At 52.2% G+C, this 20,048-nt stretch carries 19 protein-coding genes and 2 tRNA genes; 4 read left to right on the plus strand and 17 right to left on the minus strand.

What is annotated here, in order from left to right; all coding sequences use genetic code 11:
* Positions 1-11 precede the first annotated feature (11 nt).
* From EAW52_RS19340 to EAW52_RS19350, 3 genes are read left to right on the plus strand one after another with little or no spacing between them, the layout of a single operon-like run.
* Positions 12-2,870 (plus strand): DUF748 domain-containing protein, encoded by a 2,859-nt coding sequence (locus tag EAW52_RS19340; RefSeq protein WP_122043661.1) that lies wholly within the window; start codon positions 12-14, stop codon positions 2,868-2,870.
* 8 nt (positions 2,871-2,878) lie between these two features.
* The gene (locus EAW52_RS19345; RefSeq protein WP_010796818.1) at positions 2,879-3,172 is read left to right on the plus strand and encodes a DUF2845 domain-containing protein; all 294 of its coding nucleotides are present in this window, start codon (positions 2,879-2,881) and stop codon (positions 3,170-3,172) included.
* Between the two features lie 9 nt (positions 3,173-3,181).
* Positions 3,182-3,493 carry a DUF2845 domain-containing protein gene (locus EAW52_RS19350; RefSeq protein ID WP_019367431.1) on the plus strand — a complete coding sequence of 104 codons (312 nt, stop codon included), beginning with the start codon at positions 3,182-3,184 and terminating at the stop codon, positions 3,491-3,493.
* Here EAW52_RS19350 and EAW52_RS19355 read toward each other — a convergent pair whose 3' ends face one another.
* The 17 genes from EAW52_RS19355 to EAW52_RS26890 form a co-directional block, all read right to left on the minus strand.
* Entirely contained in the window at positions 3,494-3,937 is a 444-nt protein-coding gene (locus tag EAW52_RS19355; RefSeq protein ID WP_122043663.1) for a PA2169 family four-helix-bundle protein, read from the minus strand.
* 55 nt (positions 3,938-3,992) lie between these two features.
* Positions 3,993-4,355, minus strand: coding sequence for a BON domain-containing protein (locus EAW52_RS19360; protein WP_019366077.1), 363 nt, complete (start codon positions 4,353-4,355; stop codon positions 3,993-3,995).
* Between the two features lie 235 nt (positions 4,356-4,590).
* Complete coding sequence (pnp, locus tag EAW52_RS19365) at positions 4,591-6,696, minus strand: polyribonucleotide nucleotidyltransferase (protein WP_122043665.1); 2,106 nt, start codon at positions 6,694-6,696, stop codon at positions 4,591-4,593.
* A 153-nt stretch (positions 6,697-6,849) separates the two neighbouring features.
* Complete coding sequence (gene rpsO, locus EAW52_RS19370) at positions 6,850-7,119, minus strand: 30S ribosomal protein S15 (RefSeq protein ID WP_010796813.1); 270 nt, start codon at positions 7,117-7,119, stop codon at positions 6,850-6,852.
* A gap of 95 nt (positions 7,120-7,214) precedes the next feature.
* Positions 7,215-8,129, minus strand: coding sequence for a tRNA pseudouridine(55) synthase TruB (truB, locus tag EAW52_RS19375; protein ID WP_010796812.1), 915 nt, complete (start codon positions 8,127-8,129; stop codon positions 7,215-7,217).
* Positions 8,130-8,131: 2 nt separating this feature from the next.
* Entirely contained in the window at positions 8,132-8,512 is a 381-nt protein-coding gene (rbfA, locus tag EAW52_RS19380; RefSeq protein ID WP_019366080.1) for a 30S ribosome-binding factor RbfA, read from the minus strand.
* A gap of 94 nt (positions 8,513-8,606) precedes the next feature.
* A complete protein-coding gene (gene infB / locus EAW52_RS19385) occupies positions 8,607-11,201 on the minus strand; it encodes a translation initiation factor IF-2 (protein WP_010796810.1) in 2,595 nt (864 codons plus the stop codon).
* Between the two features lie 26 nt (positions 11,202-11,227).
* Positions 11,228-12,709, minus strand: a complete 1,482-nt coding sequence (gene nusA / locus EAW52_RS19390; RefSeq protein WP_122043666.1) for a transcription termination factor NusA — start codon at positions 12,707-12,709, stop codon at positions 11,228-11,230.
* A gap of 47 nt (positions 12,710-12,756) precedes the next feature.
* On the minus strand, positions 12,757-13,215 hold the full coding sequence (gene rimP, locus EAW52_RS19395) for a ribosome maturation factor RimP (protein ID WP_010796808.1): 459 nt from the start codon (positions 13,213-13,215) through the stop codon (positions 12,757-12,759).
* Positions 13,216-13,343: 128 nt separating this feature from the next.
* Positions 13,344-13,420: transfer RNA gene (locus EAW52_RS19400), tRNA-Met, on the minus strand.
* A gap of 84 nt (positions 13,421-13,504) precedes the next feature.
* A tRNA-Leu gene (locus EAW52_RS19405) sits at positions 13,505-13,590 on the minus strand.
* 12 nt (positions 13,591-13,602) lie between these two features.
* Complete coding sequence (secG, locus tag EAW52_RS19410) at positions 13,603-13,989, minus strand: preprotein translocase subunit SecG (protein WP_122043667.1); 387 nt, start codon at positions 13,987-13,989, stop codon at positions 13,603-13,605.
* Positions 13,989-14,747, minus strand: coding sequence for a triose-phosphate isomerase (gene tpiA / locus EAW52_RS19415; RefSeq protein ID WP_122043668.1), 759 nt, complete (start codon positions 14,745-14,747; stop codon positions 13,989-13,991). Before tpiA ends, secG begins: the two co-directional genes overlap by 1 nt.
* Positions 14,748-14,813: 66 nt before the next feature.
* Entirely contained in the window at positions 14,814-16,151 is a 1,338-nt protein-coding gene (glmM, locus tag EAW52_RS19420; RefSeq protein WP_122043670.1) for a phosphoglucosamine mutase, read from the minus strand.
* A 15-nt stretch (positions 16,152-16,166) separates the two neighbouring features.
* On the minus strand, positions 16,167-17,015 hold the full coding sequence (gene folP / locus EAW52_RS19425) for a dihydropteroate synthase (protein WP_122043671.1): 849 nt from the start codon (positions 17,013-17,015) through the stop codon (positions 16,167-16,169).
* A 7-nt stretch (positions 17,016-17,022) separates the two neighbouring features.
* Positions 17,023-18,933: an ATP-dependent zinc metalloprotease FtsH gene (gene ftsH / locus EAW52_RS19430; protein WP_019366086.1), complete on the minus strand. Its 1,911-nt coding sequence runs from the start codon at positions 18,931-18,933 to the stop codon at positions 17,023-17,025.
* A 78-nt stretch (positions 18,934-19,011) separates the two neighbouring features.
* Complete coding sequence (locus EAW52_RS26890; RefSeq protein ID WP_083397986.1) at positions 19,012-19,329, minus strand: SAM-dependent methyltransferase; 318 nt, start codon at positions 19,327-19,329, stop codon at positions 19,012-19,014.
* A gap of 255 nt (positions 19,330-19,584) precedes the next feature.
* On the opposite strand from EAW52_RS26890, the gene yhbY reads away from it, so the two are divergent.
* A complete protein-coding gene (yhbY, locus tag EAW52_RS19440) occupies positions 19,585-19,896 on the plus strand; it encodes a ribosome assembly RNA-binding protein YhbY (RefSeq protein ID WP_122043672.1) in 312 nt (103 codons plus the stop codon).
* Positions 19,897-20,048: the final 152 nt, after the last annotated feature.

Raw genomic sequence — 20,048 nt, forward strand, 5'->3', positions numbered from 1 at the left:
GGATAGACGCCATGCCCAAAGCATTGAAACGCGCCGCCATTGTGTTGTCGCTCCTCCTGCTGTATTGCCTGCTTGGTTTTCTGATTCTCCCGCGCGTTGCATTGCACGTTGCAAACCAACAGTTGACGCGTTACACCACGCAGCCTGCTCAGATTAATGAGATCACCTTCAATCCCTTCACATTTGAAGTAGAACTGAAGGGGTTTCGCATTGGTTCTCCCGAACACCCCGTCTTGGCAGCCAAGCGCCTCTATGCTGACCTTGAACTGAACAGCTTATGGCGAAGGGAAGCGCATCTGGCGCGTCTGGAGCTGGAAGAGCCCGTTGTCGACGTCACGCTCGAGAAAGACGGTACGCTAAATCTTACCGAGCTGTTTAAAACGCCTGAGGATTCCGACCCTCAAGACAAGCCTACGGCAAACGCAACCGAGCCACCCTTTCCCTTGACCATCGATGCTCTTGTCCTTCAGAGGGCCCAAGTGCATTACCGAGATCAACAGCTCAAACAGCCCGTCGAAGTCAGTTTCAACCCCATTGATCTGACCCTGGAAAACATCGGCACCCGCACAGGAAATCCAGGCCGCTACAGCCTGAGTGCCCAAGCAGGCCAGGATGGTGCACTCACAAGCGAAGGAGCGCTCCAACTGGTCCCTTTCACCCTTAATGGCTCCCTGGAACTCAAGGAGGCTGCGCTGGCCCCCTGGTGGGCCTACGTCAGCGAAGCGCTACCGCTTTCACTCGATAAGGGTCGGTTGAATGGGCATGCTCAGTACCACCTCGAAACAGGAAAAACCTTTCAACTACAACTGTCCAAGACCAGCCTGAGCCTTGATGAGTTTTCCAGCAAAGCAGTCAATGCCACGCCACAAATATATCTAAACCACCTCGCTATTGCCGATGCCACACTGGACCTAACCAAACGCCAGATTCATCTGGGAAAGCTCGAGACCCGAAACTTGGAGGCCTGGGTCTCTCGGGATCGGGACGGTCAGCTGGATTGGGCCAAGCTGTTCACCTTCCCAGAGCAACCCGAGGCGTTGCCCGACGCACCGAATTGGCAGATCAGCATTGGCAAGACTGATCTACAAGGCGGCCGCCTTCATCTGAAAGACCTGGCCGCTTCAGCACCTGTAGGTCTGGACATAAAAGACATCAACCTGGCGTTGTCCAACCTTGATCTGGCAGACCAAATGCCGACCACGGTCAACCTCAACGCTCAAGTTGGTCTACATGGGCAGCTTGAGGTTAGCGGTGAGCTGACATTGAATCCTGTGACCGCTCGCCTGCATATCGTGAATAATGATATCGACCTGCGTCTGGCCCAAGCCTATATTGCTCCCTATATCCGCCTTGAAGTGCGGAGCGGCATGCTGGCAAGCGACATCAACCTCTCCCTCCATGATACAGCGCCTCTTGCCTTGTCCGTGACCGGGCAGGCCCAGCTCACCCAGCTACATACTCTAGATACCCAGCGCCAGCGTGACTTCCTGCGCTGGCAAACGCTTACGCTCAAAGGTATCAGCTACGAGCATGGCCAGCGTCTCGCCATTGATGACATTACCCTGCTGCGTCCCTATGCCCGTCTTATTATCAACGAAGACCTGACCACCAACTTTCGTCAGCTGCTGATTCCTCAACCCAAAGACGAAGCACCTGACAACACCACTCCGCTAACCCTGCACATCGGCGGTATTCATGTCGTTAACGGCTCGGCCAATTTTGCAGACTATAGCCTTACGCCCAGCTTCATAACGGCTATTCAGGAGCTGAACGGTCAGATCGGCACGCTGGATACAAAGGCCTCCGATCCGGCGGAAATAAGCCTGACCGGCAAGGTGGATCGCTTTGCACCCGTCAATATCAAAGGTCGTCTGAACCCACTGGATCCGCTCAACAAACTCAACGTGACAGCAGCATTCCGTCATGTTGAACTTACAACCCTTACGCCCTATTCCGGAAAATTCGCCGGCTATGCCATCCGCAAAGGGCGCCTGGACCTGGATCTCAACTACCGGATCGACAACAGCAAGCTGGATGCTCAAAACCATCTGGTATTGGATCAGCTTGAGCTAGGTGAACGGATTGACAGCCCTGATGCCGTCGACCTGCCTGTCAGGCTTGCGGTTGCGCTACTCAAGGACTCCCACGGCAGAATTGACCTGACTCTCCCTGTCGCGGGTAACCTCAACGACCCTAACTTCAGCGTGGCGCCCATCATCTGGCAAACGATGCGCAACGTCATTGCAAGGGCCGTCCAATCGCCCTTCAAGATGCTGGCAGGCTTGGCAGGTCGAGCAGAAACGGATCTCAACGAGATACCCTTTGAAGCGGCCTCGGTCAACTTGACGGGTGAGGCGCGTCAGTCGCTCGATACGCTGGCCCAGGCGCTAAAAAGGCGTCCGCAGCTGCAACTGGATGTAGAAGGCCGTAGTGCGGTTGAGATCGACGGCCCTTCACTTTCTGCGCAGCGCTTGGAGCGCGAATTCCAGACACAGTACTACAATTTGCTGCAGCGGCGAGGCGACAAGGTTCCCGCAGATGCCACCCAGCTTGCCGTACCGGAAGATATGCGACCTGCCTTGCTAGAAGGGATTTACCGTACCCGCCTTAAACAACAGCCGCCTGCCGAGTGGACACACCTGAGCGATACCGAGCGGCAGCAGCGTCTGAGTGCCGCCATTCTTGATTCATGGAAAACGAGTGATCTGCTTCTGCGACGACTGGCACAGGCGCGTGCTCAAAACATCAAGCAATACCTCGTAGAAAAGACCGGGCTTGAGGAAGGCCGTATTTATTTAATTGATGTCAATACAAGCCAGCAAGGCAATAATGGGCGTATCGCGGCACAACTTCATCTTGGCAGTAGCTAGGACAGCAGATGAGATACACCACAACCGCCATAGCCCTATTACTAGCGCTCTCCGCCTCGGTGGCGCTAGGTGACACGCTCCGCTGCGGCAGTAACTTGGTTAACCGGGGCGACCGTACGTTTGAGGTACAACGGAAATGCGGCGAACCTGCGCATCGAGATTTTATAGGCTACACGCAGGGTGACTATGGTCGTAGGGAATCGACACGGGAAGAATGGGTTTACGGTCCCTGGAATGGTGGAACCTACATTTTGACATTTGAAGCCAACCGGCTTGTCAGCATCGAATTCACACGTGATTAGAGCCTGTTCATGCCCTTTAATGCTCTTCGAGTCTCTGTACTGCTCATCCTCTCTACCATAGTGTGGCCTGCTCATGCCGAGTCCTTACGATGCGGTAGTCAGCTGGTCAATACAGATGACCATATCAGCGAAATTTACCGTAAATGTGGAAGGCCCAGCAGCCGTGCTAACCTGGGTTACATTGAGGTCGTAGATAGTTACAGAAGACGTAGCGACGTTAAAGTCGAAGAATGGGTGTATGGCCCATGGAACGGCATGTATCACTATTTGACGTTTCGCGGCGACCGGCTGTTCAAGATTGAAAGCAAGCGCGGGCAATAATTACGCCACGTTAAGGCGAAGCTTGAGCTCTAAAAGGTGATCATGGCACAGTTTGGCTTTTTGTAGCTGCTCCTGAACCAGCGGCTTGGCTTCCAGTTCGGGCATATCGTGTATGGCCTGTTCCAGCAGGTGGAGAAGCTGGTCCTCAGACTCCTCTAACACTTGAATATAGGTGGTATCCCCCGCTTCTGCCAGAGCAGCTCTGGTCTGTTCATAAAGCTCTTTAAAGGAGCTTACAAAAAGACTGTCATTAGCAGGCTGCCTGCCATGCAAGGATGTCTGGCTACTTAACAGGATAACCAGACCCGCTTTCATCTGAGCCATCTCAGAGAACAACGCTTTGAGCTGGGGACTGCTCACTGCATTGATCGCTGACTCGTAGAATGTTCTGCCATTACGAGAAACTTCAATCAGATCCACAAAGGCATCTGCTTTTCCAGACATGGCACTTACCTCATAGATACTAAAAGTGGCGGGCTTCAAAGCCCGCCACCTTAGATTACTCGGCCGATTTCAAGCCATCAGCCGATACGGCTTTAACACCTTTGATATTTTTTGCTTTTTCAACAGCCAGCTCACGCTGAGCGTCTGTCGCAACGGTACCGGAAAGGGAGACTACACCTTTGTTGGTCTCAACCTTGATATCGGTCCCTTTGATATGATCATCAGCAAGGAAAGAAGATTTCACCTTTCCAGTGATCCATGTGTCGGAAACTGTTTCCTCTGCCTTCTCCACGTTGTCATTAGCGGCCAACGTCATCGTTTGATGGTTTGTGGCAGCAAACGCACCTCCGGCAAACGGCATGCTTAGAGCGGTAAAAGCGGCGGCGGCAAGAGCGAAATGGCTGAAAGTCTTCTTCATGGTGTGACTCCTGTTTTGAGTGTACGCCGTATCCTGGCGCTAGCACTAATCATGATCGCAATCAGCATGCCAACTCGGCCTCACAAAAAAGTTATTAAATATCAATAACTTAACGATTTGGCTTTTTAATAAATCGTTGCACATTGCAATAAATCGTCCATGCAATACATGCAAGTTGCATGAACAACGGACATAAAAAAGCCCAGCCAAGGCTGGGCTTTCAACTTACTAACTATCAGGCGCCAGAAGCTTCAGCTGCTGCGACATCCTTGATAGAGAGCTTGATACGGCCGCGGTTATCCACGTCCAATACCAATACCTTCACTTCCTGTCCTTCTTTCAGTACATCGGAAACCTTTTCGATGCGCTGATCGCTGATCTGGGAAATGTGTACCAGACCATCTTTGCCAGGCAGGATATTTACGAACGCACCGAAATCGACAATACGCTCGACCTTACCAACGTAGATCTTGCCGATTTCAGCTTCTGCAGTAATACCCAGAACGCGCTGCTTGGCGGCTTCGGCAGCTTCACGGGTTTCGCCGTAAATCTTGACGCTGCCATCATCTTCGATGTCGATCGACGCCTTGGTTTCTTCACAGATACCACGAATAACAGCGCCGCCTTTACCGATGACGTCGCGGATCTTGTCCGGCTCGATCTTCATGGCAATCATGGTCGGTGCATTGGCAGACAGCTCTGCACGCGGCTTGGCGATTACCTGATTCATCTGGGACAGGATGTTGAGGCGAGCCTCCAGAGCCTGAGCCAGAGCGACTTCCATGATCTCTTCGGTAATACCGTTGATCTTAATGTCCATCTGCAGAGCGGTAACGCCCTTGTCAGTACCGGCCACCTTGAAGTCCATATCGCCGAGGTGATCTTCATCACCTAGAATATCGGTCAGAACAGCAAATCTGTCGCCTTCCTTTACCAGGCCCATCGCAACCCCAGCAACCGGAGCGCGAACTGGAACACCAGCATCCATCAATGCCAACGAGGCACCGCAGACAGAAGCCATGGAGCTTGAGCCGTTTGACTCAGTGATCTCTGAAACAACACGAATGCTGTAAGGAAACTCTTCCTGAGAAGGCAGCATAGCCTGCACACCACGGCGTGCCAGACGGCCATGACCGATTTCACGGCGGCCTGGGCTACCCATACGTCCGCACTCACCGACCGAGAAAGGCGGGAAGTTGTAGTGCAGCATAAAGGTGTCACGGCGCTCGCCTTCCAGCATGTCGAGGATCTGAGCATCGCGGGCAGTACCCAGGGTAGTCGCTACCAGCGCCTGAGTTTCACCACGCGTAAACAATGCGGAGCCGTGAGTCTTGGGCAGCACACCCACTTCAATATTCAGCGGACGAACAGTACGGGTATCACGACCATCGATACGCGGCTTACCGCCTACGATGTTCTCACGTACAGTGCGATACTCCAGCAGGCCAAAAATTTCCTTGACCTCGGCGGCACTGTACTGACCCTCTTCCTCACCTGCAAACTTAGCAACAGCCTGATCGCGCAGCTCACCCAGAGCCGCATAACGGTCCTGCTTGATGGTAATGGTATAAGCCTGAGAGATTGCCTCACCAAATTCGGCACGCAGCTGGTTAACCAAAGCTGTGTTCTCGACCGGAGCTTGCCAGTCCCACGTAGGCTTGCCTGCTTCAGCAGCAAATGCCTTGATTGCCTCGATGACAACCTGGAACTCTTCATGGGCAAACAGTACAGCGCCCAGCATCTGGTCTTCAGTCAGCTCGTCCGCTTCGGACTCAACCATTAGAACCGCGTCAGAGGTACCTGCAACAACCATGTCCAGGCTGGAACTCTGAAGCTGCTCATAGCTTGGGTTGATGATATAGCCCAGCTCTGGGTGGAACCCTACGCGTGCAGCACCAATCGGGCCTGCGAACGGAATGCCGGAAATAGCCAGAGCGGCAGACGTACCGATCATGGCAGCAATATCCGGATCAGACTTCTTGTTGGTAGAAACTACAGTACAGACAACCTGTACTTCGTTCATGAAGCCTTCGGGGAATAGAGGACGAATCGGGCGATCGATCAGGCGGGAGGTCAATGTTTCCTTTTCGCTTGGACGACCTTCACGCTTGAAATAGCCACCGGGGATACGACCTGCCGCATACGTCTTTTCCTGATAGTGGACAGACAGCGGGAAGAAGTCGCGGCCTTCTGCTGGAGACTTGGCGCCCACAACAGTGACCAGAACGCTAACGTCTTCAGTACTGACAAGTACTGCACCACTGGCCTGACGCGCAATACGGCCCGTCTCCAGGGTTACGGTCTGCTGACCGAATTTGAATGTCTTAATTACTGGATTCACAGTATTTCCTTCTTGTATTGCCCTTGGGGAAATCTTGAGAGCGGCGGGGTATCGGACCCGGCGCGATCTCAGGGACGCATGAAGCAAAAAAGCTGGAAACCGGCATAGCCGACCCCCAGCTTTTAAGCGACTAGCGTCCAGCTTGCATCGTGATCAACGACGCAGGCCCAGACGGCTGATCAGGTCACTGTAACGAGTAGTGTCCTTGGCCTTCAGGTAGTCCAGCAGCTTACGACGCTGGTTAACCATACGGATCAGACCACGACGGCTGTGGTGGTCCTTGCTGTTGGCCTTGAAGTGACCCTGCAGCTTGTCGATGTTGGCAGACAGCAGAGCAACCTGCACTTCCGGAGAACCGGTATCGCCTTCGCCGCGCTTGTAGTCGTTAACGATCTGGGCTTTTTCTTCAACGCTAAGTGCCATGATAGGGCTCCTAGATATAACAGGCCGAGGGAACTACCCCCGTGTTTAGAGAAGAGGAATGACCATGCCTGTTAACAGCCACCCTCATATCAGTCTTACGACCGAACCAAACGACGCGGCGCAATACGCCCGTCGTCAGTCACCTCACCGATACCGATGAAGCGACCTTCATTATCCTGTACTCGCATCCAGCCAAATTTGGGCGCGTTCGCCGCTCGCACCGGCTGACCATGCAACCAATAGTAGGCTGTGTGCTCGGTCAGTTGTAGCAGCGGCCAGTGCTCCAGACCACTATCAACCGGGAGCAGGAAGGCATCCAACGCTTCTGCACCACCTTCTTCGTGCGCTTTTTCAAGCACCTCAAGGCTTACAGACTGAGCCAGAGCGAAGGGGCCTGCCTGAGTTCTGCGTAGTTCCGCTACATGAGCTCCGCAACCAAGCGTCTGGCCTAAGTCTTCGACCAGGGACCGAATGTAGGTGCCCTTGCTACAGTGCACATCGAGTGTAGCGCGATCCGTTGTCAGCGCCAGCAGCTCGAGACGGCTAATAGTAACAGAACGCGGTTCACGCTCCACCACCTCGCCTGCACGAGCCAGCTTATAGAGCGGCTGACCGTCTCGCTTCAGCGCCGAATACATAGGCGGAACCTGTAGGATATCACCTCGAAACACTGGCAGGGCTGCTTCTACAGCCGAGGCGTCAAGGTTTACCTCTCGACGGTCAACGATTTCTCCCTCGGCATCACCTGTCGTTGTAGTGACACCTAGCTGCATAACCGTTTCATACCCTTTATCCGCATCAAGCAGATACTGGGAGAACTTTGTTGCCTCACCAAAGCACAACGGCAAAACACCTGTTGCCAATGGATCAAGGCTACCGGTATGCCCCGCTTTTTCAGCATTAAGCAACCAGCGTACCTTCTGCAGGGCCGCATTAGAGGTCAGGCCTCGCGGCTTGTCGAGTACCAGAATACCGTTAACCGATCGACGGATTCGTTTCACTTGCGCCACGCTTACTCTCCATCCTCGTGACGACGATCTTCAGATACTGCACGCTCGATCAACGCAGACAGTTCCGCTCCGCGACGGATGCTCTCATCATAATGAAAGCGCATTTGCGGGATCGTCCTAAGCTTCATTGCGCGTCCTAACTGCTGACGCAAAAAGCCAGAGGCTTCATTCAGAATCCCTAAATTCTGGGCAATATCCTCAGACGAATCTTTACCCAAAACAGTAATAAATACTTTGGCGTGGGAAAGATCACGCGCCACATTGACGTCAGTAATCGTTACCAGGCCCAGACGAGGATCTTTAATTTCCCGCTGAATCAAAAGCGCTAACTCACGCTGCATCTGATCACCGATGCGCTGAGTACGAGTGTATTCTTTAGCCATCTTCGCTCTCTCTTAAAGCCAGGTGCTGTTAAAAAGACGAAGCTGGAAGCTGCCTTGCGGCAACTTCCAGCTCCTGGCTTTTCGCTTGCGTGAATTACAGCGAGCGTGCTACTTCGACCTTCTCGAAAACTTCGATCTTATCGCCGACCTTAACGTCGTTATAGCTCTTCACACCGATACCGCATTCCATGCCGGCACGAACTTCAGCCACGTCATCTTTGAAGCGACGCAGAGATTCAAGTTCACCTTCAAAGATCACAATATCTTCACGTAGAACACGAATCGGACGATTGCGATGGACCATGCCTTCAACAACCATACAGCCTGCAACAGCACCAAACTTCGGCGAGCGGAAGACGTCACGAACTTCTGCAATGCCCAGAATGTTCTCGCGAACATCGCTGCCCAGCATACCCGTTAGCGCTTTCTTAACATCTTCGATAATGTCGTAGATCACGTTGTAATAACGTAGATCCAAACCTTCCTGCTCAATGATCTTACGAGCACCAGCATCGGCACGAACGTTAAAGCCGAAGAGAACCGCATTAGAAGCCAGCGCTAGGTTCGCATCACTTTCAGTGATACCCCCTACACCACCAGCAACAACACGCACCTGAACTTCATCGTTACCCAGACCACTTAGCGAGCTTTGCAGAGCCTCTAGAGAACCGCGCACATCGGACTTGAGAACGATGTTAAGAGTCTTTTTCTCGTCTTGGCCCATGTTTTCGAAAATATTTTCGAGCTTGCCTGCCTGAGCACGTGCCAGCTTGACCTCACGGAACTTACCCTGACGGAACAAGGCAACTTCACGCGCTTTTTTCTCATCGGTCAGAACAGTCAGCTCATCACCGGCATCCGGCGTGCCATCCAAGCCAAGAATTTCGACGGGGATGGATGGGCCTGCCTCTTTGATCGGCTTGCCGTTCTCATCGAGCATGGCACGGATACGACCGAAGTTAACACCGACCAGGGCCATATCACCCTGACGCAGAGTACCGTTTTGCACCAGAACAGTAGCAACCGGTCCGCGACCCTTATCAAGGCGCGACTCAATTACTACACCACGACCTGGAGCCGAAGGTGTTGCAGTCAATTCAAGAACTTCAGCCTGCAGAAGAATGGCTTCTAACAGCTCATCAACGCCAGTACCTGCTTTGGCAGATACATGAACAAACTGAGTATCACCGCCCCACTCTTCTGGGATGACATCACGCCCAGCCAGATCATGTTTAACACGGTCCGGATCTGCATCAGGCTTGTCGATCTTGTTTACTGCAACAACGATCGGCACACCAGCAGCCTTAGCGTGCTGAATAGCTTCTTCTGTCTGTGGCATGACACCGTCATCGGCAGCGACAACCAGAATAACAATGTCGGTTGCCTGAGCACCACGAGCACGCATGGCGGTAAATGCTGCGTGTCCAGGGGTATCCAGGAACGTCACCATGCCACGATCAGTGTTTACATGGTAGGCGCCGATATGCTGGGTAATGCCACCCGCTTCGCCTGCTGCAACCTTGGCGCGACGGATGTAGTCCAGCAAGGAAGTCTTACCATGGTCAACGTGACCCATGACCGTAACCACCGGCGCACGGTGAACCTGCTCGCCCTCGAACTTGAGGGACTCAGCCAGCTGCTCTTCCAACGCATTTTCGCTAACCAGCTTAACCTTGTGACCAAGCTCCTCAGCAACCAGCTGAGCGGTTTCACGATCCAGCACCTGGTTGATCGTGGCAGGCGAGCCCATCTTAAACATGAACTTGATGACTTCAGCTGCCTTGACAGACATCTGCTGGGCCAGCTCGGCAACAGTAATTGTTTCGCCTAAAGCGACTTCACGAACAACCGGCCCTGTAGGGTTCTGGAAGCCATGCTGGTTACGCTTTTTGAGCTTGGACTTGTTTCGGCCGCCACGGCGACCGCCAAAACCATCATCTTCATCATCGCCGGCGCTACGAACAACGCGCGGACTACTAACCTTATCCTTCTCCTTCAAGGAAGGACGGTGCTGTGCATGCTTGCGATCGCGACGCTCATCCTCATCCCGCTTGCCTGCTACAGGCGGCGCTACGGGACGACGCGGTTCTTCGCGCTTACGCTCATCAGATGCAGCTGCCGGCGCTGCCGGTGCTGCTTTATTTGCAACCACTTCTTCCACTACTTCCTCGGGCTTGGTTTCTGTAGCGGCTTTCGCAGCCGCTTCTGCCACTTCTTGAGCGGCCTTGGCAGCAGCCTGCTGGCGAGCTTCTTCTTCAGCTTTAAGGCGAGCTTCCTCTTCGGCCTTCAAGCGAATCTCTTCTTCTGCTCGCTGGCGAGCTTCTTCTTCGGCCTTCAAGCGAGCAGCCTCTTCGGCCTCGCGCTGCGCCTCAAGCTCACGCTGCTGTTCGGTCGCCAACTCATCGGGACTTTGCTTGACGTAGGTCTTCTTTTTACGGACTTCGACATTAACCGTCTTGCTTCCAGACACCTTCAATGTCGTTTGAGTCTTGCGCTGGAGCGTTATTTTACGCGGTTCGTCCAGCTTGGTGTTTCCTTTCAGATGAGACAGCAGTTTTTGCTTTTCAGTGTCGGTCACAACCTGGTCTGCACTGCTATGGGACAGACCCGCTTCCCGCATTTGCTGCAGCAGGCGTTCAACCGGTGTATTGACCGTTTGGGCCAGTTCTTTCACCGTGACTTGCGTCATGCACTCTTCTCCTCAGGCAGCACCGCTCACTCAAACCAATGGGCACGGGCAGCCATGATCAACTTGCCGGCACGCTCTTCATTCATGCCGTTAATATCGAGCAGGTCATCAATGGACTGCTCGGCAAGATCTTCGCGATTGGCAACGCCTCGCTGCGCCAGCTCAAGCGCGAGTTCCTCAGTCATGCCTTCGAGACTAAGCAAATCTTCTTCCGGCTTCTTATCAGCCAGTTGTTCTTCCGTCGCGATGGCACGGGTTAACAGGCGGTCCTTAGCCCTATTACGAAGCTCATTGACGATGTCTTCATCGAAACCATCAATATTGAGCATTTCCTCCATGGGAACGTAGGCGATTTCTTCGAGCGTGGTAAAACCTTCTTCAACCAACACCTGAGCCAACTCTTCATCTACGTCCAGTTCGTCTACAAACTGCTGAAGAATATCGCCTGTCTCTGCCTGCTGCTTGGCCATGATGTCCTCTTCGGTCATCACGTTCAGCGTCCATCCTGTCAATTGACTTGCAAGGCGAACGTTTTGGCCACTACGACCAATAGCCTGAGCCAAATTATCAGCGGCAACTGCGATATCCATGGTGTGGGTATCTTCATCAACAATGATTGACGCAACCTCAGCAGGCGCCATGGCATTGATAACGAACTGAGCAGGGTTGTCATCCCACAAAACGATGTCTACTCGCTCACCGCCCAACTCGCCAGACACAGCCTGGACACGCGATCCCCGCATGCCGATACAGGCACCCTGCGGATCGATACGCTTGTCTTTCGAACGCACGGCAATTTTGGCACGCGAGCCTGGATCCCGAGCAGCAGCCATAACATCAATCAGCTGCTCAGATATTTCCGGTACTTCAATCCGGAACAGCTCAATCAACATTTCAGGCGCTGTGCGCGACAGGATCAGCTGAGGGCCACGGTTTTCCGTACGGATTTCCTTGAGCAGTGCACGAACCCGAACGCCAACACGGAAGTTTTCCCGCGGGATGATCTGATCACGAGCCAGTAAGGCTTCCGCATTGTTACCCAAGTCGACAATTACATTGTCTCGCGTAACCTTTTTGACTGTACCGGAAATGATCTCACCCACTTTTTCCCGGTAAGCATCCACGATCTGAGCACGCTCAGCTTCACGCACTTTCTGAACAATAACTTGCTTGGCTGTTTGAGCCGCAATACGGCCGAACTCTATGGATTCGATCTTTTCTTCAATCAGATCGCCAATCTTGGCATCTGGATTGATTTCCTGAGCTTCATCAAGCGTCAGGTTTGCTGCTGGATTATTAAAATCTTCATCTTTGACAACTGTCCAGCAACGAAACGTTTCATAACTACCGTTGTGGCGATTAATAGCCACACGCAACTCTACATCTTCTTCGTAGCGTTTCTTTGTGGCAGTGGCCAGGGCTAGCTCCAATGCCTCGAAAATGACACCGGGCGGAACACCTTTTTCATTGGAAACCGATTCCACTACCAGTAGAACTTCTTTACTCATCGTACGCCTCGCCTGTCGCAATCCTTTGGGATCCGCGGATTTGCGCCTTATTCAAATCGGGGAATGACATTAGCCTTATCGATCATTTCGACGGGAAGCAGATATTCATGGTCATCAACCTGAACCACGACATCCTGCTCTTCCACACCGCGCAAAAGGCCTTGAAAATTGCGGCGGCCTTCATAAGGCGAACGAAGCCTTATTTTTACTTGCTCACCGACAAAAGCGTTGAATTGCTCAAGAGTGAATAAAGGTCTATCCATACCTGGAGATGAAACCTCCAAGGTGTATTCGCCCGGAATAGGATCTTCTACGTCTAAAATCCCGCTAACTTGACGACTGACTTTTTCACAGTCCTCAACCAGAATTCCGTTTGAATGATCGATATAGACCCTTAGCAGAGAATGCCGGCCCTGGGAAATGTACTCGATGCCCCAGCATTCATAGCCAAGCGCTTCGATGACGGGGGCCAGCATGGCTTGCAACTGTTCTAGCTTGCTCGACACCTGGTTGCCTCACGCATGCTGTGCAAATAAAAAATGGGCGATAACGCCCATCCCTTGTGGTCGCTGCAAGAACGCGCGACCTGATTGTTCAGTTAACAAAAAGCCCCTATAAAGGGGCTTTTGTTGACTGGTTGCGGGGGCAGGATTTGAACCTACGACCTTCGGGTTATGAGCCCGACGAGCTACCAGACTGCTCCACCCCGCGTCAAAGCTGGAGCGAAAGTATAAGAAAGAGTCTCTTTCAGGTCAATCTACTTACGCTCGCGACACTATGTTCAGTGTCTAAATATGGTGCCGAAGATGGGACTCGAACCCATACAGCCGTTGGCCACTACCCCCTCAAGATAGCGTGTCTACCAATTCCACCACTTCGGCAAAAACTTCTTACTATTTCTGATTTCCCGGAACATCACCTTCTGAGGATATCGAAGGTTTCTGCTGTGACATGGGAACATCATCATTTGCCGCAGGCTTCTGAACTTCAGGCGTCTGCTGCATGGCTGCAGGCTTAGGAAGTCCCACTTCCTGCAACGCGTTGGCTTTCTCCTTAGCGAAATAAGCCAAACCTAAACTAGTAGCAAAAAAAACCGCCGCCAGTATAGCAGTAAAACGACTCAAAAAGGTAGCAGAACCTTGGCTTCCGAAAACGGTACCCGAAGCACCTGCACCAAAAGAAGCACCAGCGTCCGCACCTTTACCCTGCTGAAGAAGAACCAGAACAACCAGTCCCAGCGCCATTAGCAGATGCACGACAACAACTAGAGTTTCTAACATCATTTACTTCCAGCAGCGTGATAAATCACGCCAAATTCATTCGCATTTAGGGAGGCTCCGCCTACAAGCCCGCCATCGATATCAGGCATACCGAACAATTCGGCAGCATTACCGCCCTTTACACTCCCACCGTATAGCAGCCGAACTTTATCAGCCACAACACTGCTATAAGAGTGGATAAACTGTCGCATTTCCTGATGCACCGCCTGAGCTTCATCAGGAGTTGCTGTCAATCCTGTACCTATCGCCCATACAGGCTCATAGGCTACAACTGCAGACTCAAAAGCCTCGATACCCAGCGCATCTATTACAGATTTGAGCTGCCCTTTAACAACGTCAAAGGTCTTACCAGCTTCTCGCTGCTCTCGAGTCTCACCAACACAAAGGACCGGCACTATACCCATCTTTTGGGCTGAAGCAAACTTTTTTGCAACCGTATCGTCATCTTCTAGCAAGATCAAACGACGCTCGGAATGCCCTACAAGGACATATCTACAACCCACATCACGCAACTGAGAAGCTGCTATTTCACCAGTGAGTGCACCTTGCTCAGGCTGCACGGCACAATCTTGTGCACCGAGGCCTATACTACTATCCGCAAGGCCTACCTCTACTTGATCAATAAACAGAAATGGCGGAAACACTACCATCTCAACTTCATCAGACAAGGCGAGCTTACTCAACCCTTCTATCAGCTCGGCTACATCTGCACGGGTTCCGTGCATTTTCCAGTTACCAGCGACCAAAGGCTTGCGCATGCTAATGCCTCAGTGAGCGAAGTGGGCGCAGATATTATCTAAGTTTTTTTGCTTTGACAAGCCAAATCAAGCACATACCTCACTTACCAGCTTAGCCAAGGCCTCTGCATGCTTGTGAACCTGGCGTTCGTCGCTGCCTTCAACCATTACTCGAACAAGCGGTTCTGTTCCCGACTTACGCAATAAAACACGCCCTTTACCCGCCATTTGCTCGGTCACTTCTGTACATGCTTTTTGTACGCCAGGATGCGCCAAGGGGTCTACGTCTCCGGAGTAGCGCACATTGATAAGCACTTGAGGATACTTTTTAAGGCCCTTACGCGCCTCCGCCAATGTTTGCCCAGCGCGCCTCAATGCCATCAAAACCTGCAAAGCGGAAATAATGGCATCGCCCGTTGTGGTGTACTGGCAACATACAATGTGACCAGAACTCTCGCCACCTAGCGTCCATTTCTTGGACAAGAGCTCAGCCATGACATAGCGGTCGCCGACCTTGGCCCTGGCAAATGGAATTCCCAACTCAGCCAGACCAAGCTCCAACCCTAGATTGCTCATCTGAGTACCCACGACCCCACCATCAAGGCGGTTGCGGCCTTTGAGATCCTTTGCAATCAGGAACAAGAGCTCGTCCCCATCAACGATTGCGCCTGTATGATCAACCATCAACACACGATCACCATCGCCATCAAAGGCAATACCAAGGTCAGCATGCTGATCCCGCACAGCCTTCTGCAGCTCGCCTAAATGAGTAGAGCCGCAATTTTTGTTGATGTTGAGACCATCTGGCTGAGCACCGATAACACTAACCTGAGCACCCAGCTCACGGAAGACACTTGGGGCAATCTTGTAAGTCGCACCGTGAGCACAGTCGACCACGATCCGCATACCAGCAAAACTGGTACCCGCTGGCACACTACTTTTGCAAAACTCTATATAGCGCCCTGCGGCATCATTGATACGAGACACTTTACCGATGCGAGCAGACTCCACAACAGTCATCGGCTGATCCAGTAACTCCTCAATCATCAGCTCTACCTCATCAGGCAACTTAGTGCCCAACCCGGAAAAGAACTTGATCCCGTTATCGTAAAACGGGTTATGGGAGGCACTGATAACAATGCCGGCATTAGCCTGGAATGTACGCGTAAGATAAGCGATACCTGGCGTTGGCATCGGCCCCAAAAGCATGACATCTGCGCCAGCGGCTGAAAGGCCGGCCTCAAGTGCAGATTCGAACATATAACCAGAGTTACGCGTATCCTTACCTACTAAGACACGACAGATACCCTGACTACGAAACGCAATGCCCGCAGCCCATCCCAACTTCAACATAAAGTCAGGCGTAATGGGATACTCACCTACGCGACCACGAATTCCATCTGTTCCAAAATACTTTCTAGCCATTGCTATCGCCTTGCCTTAAGCCTGCTCTACCGCAGCAATCATTTTTATAACATCAACCGTCTGCTCTACATCATGCACCCGGATAATACTGGCTCCCTTGGCAACCGCGAGTGCAGCTAAAGCGAGACTGCCATATAAACGCTCTTCGACAGGCTTGGTCAGGACCGCCCCGATCATGCTCTTACGTGAAACGCCTACTAACAGCGGCAACGCTAGCTCAAACAACTCTGGCATACGCTTGAACAGAACAAGGTTATGCTCAAGCGTTTTGGCAAACCCGAAGCCAGGATCAAGAATAAGTTGGTCGCGACGAATCCCTTCATTTTCACAAGCAGCAACCCGCTCACTCAAGAAGGCAATCACATCGGTAACCACATCCTCATAATGAGGGTTTTGCTGCATTGTCCCAGGCTCACCCTGCATATGCATCAGACAGACAGGTAAGCCTGTTGCAGCGGCAGCCTCAAGCGCACCGGGACGCTTCAAGGCACGCACGTCATTAATCAGTCCCGCCCCCACCTTTGCACTTTCAAGCATCACCTGAGGTGAAGAGGTATCAACCGAAATGATAACGTCCAACTCTTTAGATATAGCTTCAACTACAGGCACTACTCGACTGAGCTCTTCGTCCTCTGAAACAGCAGGAGCTCCAGGCCTTGTTGACTCGCCGCCAATATCAACAAGGGTGGCACCTGCCGATACCAAAGCACGTGCATGAAACAGCGCGCTATCCAGGGTATTGAACCGGCCGCCATCAGAAAAGGAATCAGGGGTGACATTGAGGATCCCCATGACATGGGGATGTGATAAATCAAGAACCCGACTGCCGCAAAGCAGTCGGGCTTGGATTGAAACAGGAATCATGGAGAAATTAGTGCTCGCCTGCCGGTCCACCTATTGGTGTTTCGGGACGACTATCTCCCTGAGTAGCATTAGTGCCGGTAGGACCTGAACCGTCTTGCCAATCACGCGGCTCCCTCGGTACACGACCAGCCATGATGTCGTCGATCTGATCAGCATCAATTGTCTCGTACTTCATCAGAGCGTCAGACATCATTTCCAGCTTGTCTCGATTCTCATCCAACAGACGCTTGGCTGTGTTGTAACAGTCATTGATGATTCGCCGGATTTCAGAGTCGATCTCTTTGGCTGTCTCACCTGACATGCTGCCGCTACCACCACCCGAACCACGACCCAGGAAGCTTTCACTTTCTTCCTCACCGTAGAGCAGCGGGCCGAGCTTTTCAGACAAGCCCCACTTGGTGACCATATTGCGAGCCAATTGAGTAGCGCGCATGATGTCATTCGAAGCGCCAGTAGTGACACCTTCGAAGCCAAGCGTCATCTCCTCAGCGATCCGCCCTCCAAACAGCGAGCAGATCTGACTCTCCAATGCCCGCTTGGACAGACTGTAACGATCTTCCTCAGGCAGGAACATGGTTACACCTAAAGCGCGTCCACGAGGAATAATCGAGACCTTGTAGACAGGGTCATGCTCAGGCACCAGGCGACCTACGATAGCGTGCCCCGCCTCGTGATAAGCAGTGTTGCGCTTCTCCTTCTCGGACATGACCATTGTCTTGCGCTCTGCGCCCATCATGATCTTGTCTTTAGCCAACTCGAATTCACGCATATCTACGGTGCGCTTATTGGAACGCGCTGCAAATAGAGAGGCTTCGTTTACCAGATTGGCAAGGTCAGCGCCCGAAAACCCCGGGGTGCCACGCGCAATAACAGCGGCATCCACACGGTCTCCCATTGGAACTTTCCGCATGTGAACCTTAAGGATTTGCTCACGACCACGAATATCTGGAAGACCTACTACGACCTGACGATCGAAGCGACCCGGGCGTAGTAAAGCAGGGTCAAGTACATCAGGACGGTTGGTAGCAGCTATGACGATGATACCGTCATTCATTTCGAAGCCGTCCATCTCAACCAGCAACTGGTTCAGGGTCTGCTCACGCTCATCATGACCACCGCCCATACCTGCTCCACGGTGGCGGCCAACCGCATCGATCTCGTCGATAAAAATAATGCAGGGCGCATGTTTTTTCGCCTGATCAAACATGTCACGAACGCGGCTAGCACCAACGCCCACGAACATTTCAACGAAGTCGGAACCTGAAATAGTGAAGAAAGGTACCTTGGCCTCACCGGCAACAGCCTTTGCCAACAGGGTCTTGCCTGTACCGGGCGGACCTACCATCAGCACACCACGAGGAATACGTCCGCCCAGGCGCTGGAACTTACCGGGGTCACGTAGAAACTCTACCAACTCAGTAACTTCTTCTTTTGCCTCGTCACAGCCAGCAACATCTGCGAACGTTGTTCGCACCTGATCCTCAGATAGTAGTCGCGCCTTGCTCTTGCCGAAGCTCATGGGGCCACCGCGTCCACCTGCGCCGCCTTGCATCTGCCTCATGAAGAACATGAACACGGCAATGATCACCAGAATCGGGAAGCTCGCTACAAGTAGCTGCGTCCAGATACTCTGCTGTTCAGGCATTTTGCCTTCGATGACCACATTATTGTTGACCAGATCACCAATCAGACCGTTGTCCTGAATAGCAGGCCGAACCGTCTTGAAAGTATCGCCGCCACGATGTTTTCCCGTAATGACGTAACCGTCGACAGTCACACGCTCAACCTGACCGTCCTTCACTTGCTGAATGAAGTCAGAGTAATTGAGCGTTTGCGGCTCATTGGGACTGGAGAAATTGTTCATCACCGTGACCAGTACGGCCGCAATGATGAGCCACAGAATCAGATTCTTTGCCATATCGTTCAATTGACTACCCTCTGAGCCGGCTTCGCTTGGAACCGTTCGTATCGAAACCGGCTATTGGCCGGTAAGTTACTACACAACGCTGACGCTGAGCAGCGGCCGTCTGTAACCCTTTATGAGATCCGTCGCTCTTCTCACTTTAGCTGAGACTTTCAGAAGAGTCTGCCGTTGCATCTGACTGCGCGTTACCTTTAAGCCTCGCACCAGCAAATACTGCTCATGCAGACGATCTTGTGACGCAGAAGACGTGCGCATAACAACCTTGTCGAAGTTCTCCCGCTCCAGCTTCAGGTAACTGCCAAACCCCTCGTCTTGAAATATTTTGATTAAGAATTCACCAGCCGGACGCAGTAGACACTGCGCAAGATCAGGCGCCAGCTTACAAAATATTTAGCTTGCAGCTGACTTACTGTACTCAAACCCCACATATTGGGGCCCCATCAGAAATAACAAGGTCTTCGGAAGCTCCACTAATCGCCTTGCTAATTCGTTCAAAACCTTATGTTGCGTGAAAACACTCTGAACAATGTTACCTGAGCAAAAACACGCTGCTTTTCTAATTGAGCCACGTGTAATTTATCCTGTCCTTCTGGGCTATACCTAGCCGCTAGGGTACAATAGATACCTTTTCCCTGGGGTTTAATTATGGCTCTCAATCAAGAGCAGAAAAAGCAATTCAAATCTATTGGGCACCATTTAAAGCCTGTATTGATAGTAGGTGAAAATGGTCTTACTGAAGGTGTACTGGCTGAGCTTGAGCGGGCACTCAACGATCATGAGCTCATCAAGGTCAAGTTCAATTTAAGCGAGCGCGAAGATCGGCGAACCCTAATGGAAGAACTTTGCCAGTCCGCCAAATGCGAACTGATTCAAACCATTGGCAAAATGGCACTTATCTATCGCAAGGCTCAGCCGCAGAACCGTTCGCTTTCAAATGTAGTCCGCCATAGCCTGTAATGCCCGGAACGAACCAGGCATTCAGATAACTGCATTCTGTCTGATGGGAAGAGAAAGCAGGCCCACCTTGGGCAGACCTCCCACCTTAATGCTTATTCGGCAAGTCATCTTTTGACAACCTGCCTACCCGCCTCCAATCGCCACCTCAAGGG

Origin of the sequence: Pseudomonas sp. LTJR-52, from assembly GCF_003691465.1 — a bacterium.
Taxonomy (GTDB): domain Bacteria; phylum Pseudomonadota; class Gammaproteobacteria; order Pseudomonadales; family Pseudomonadaceae; genus Chryseomonas; species Chryseomonas luteola.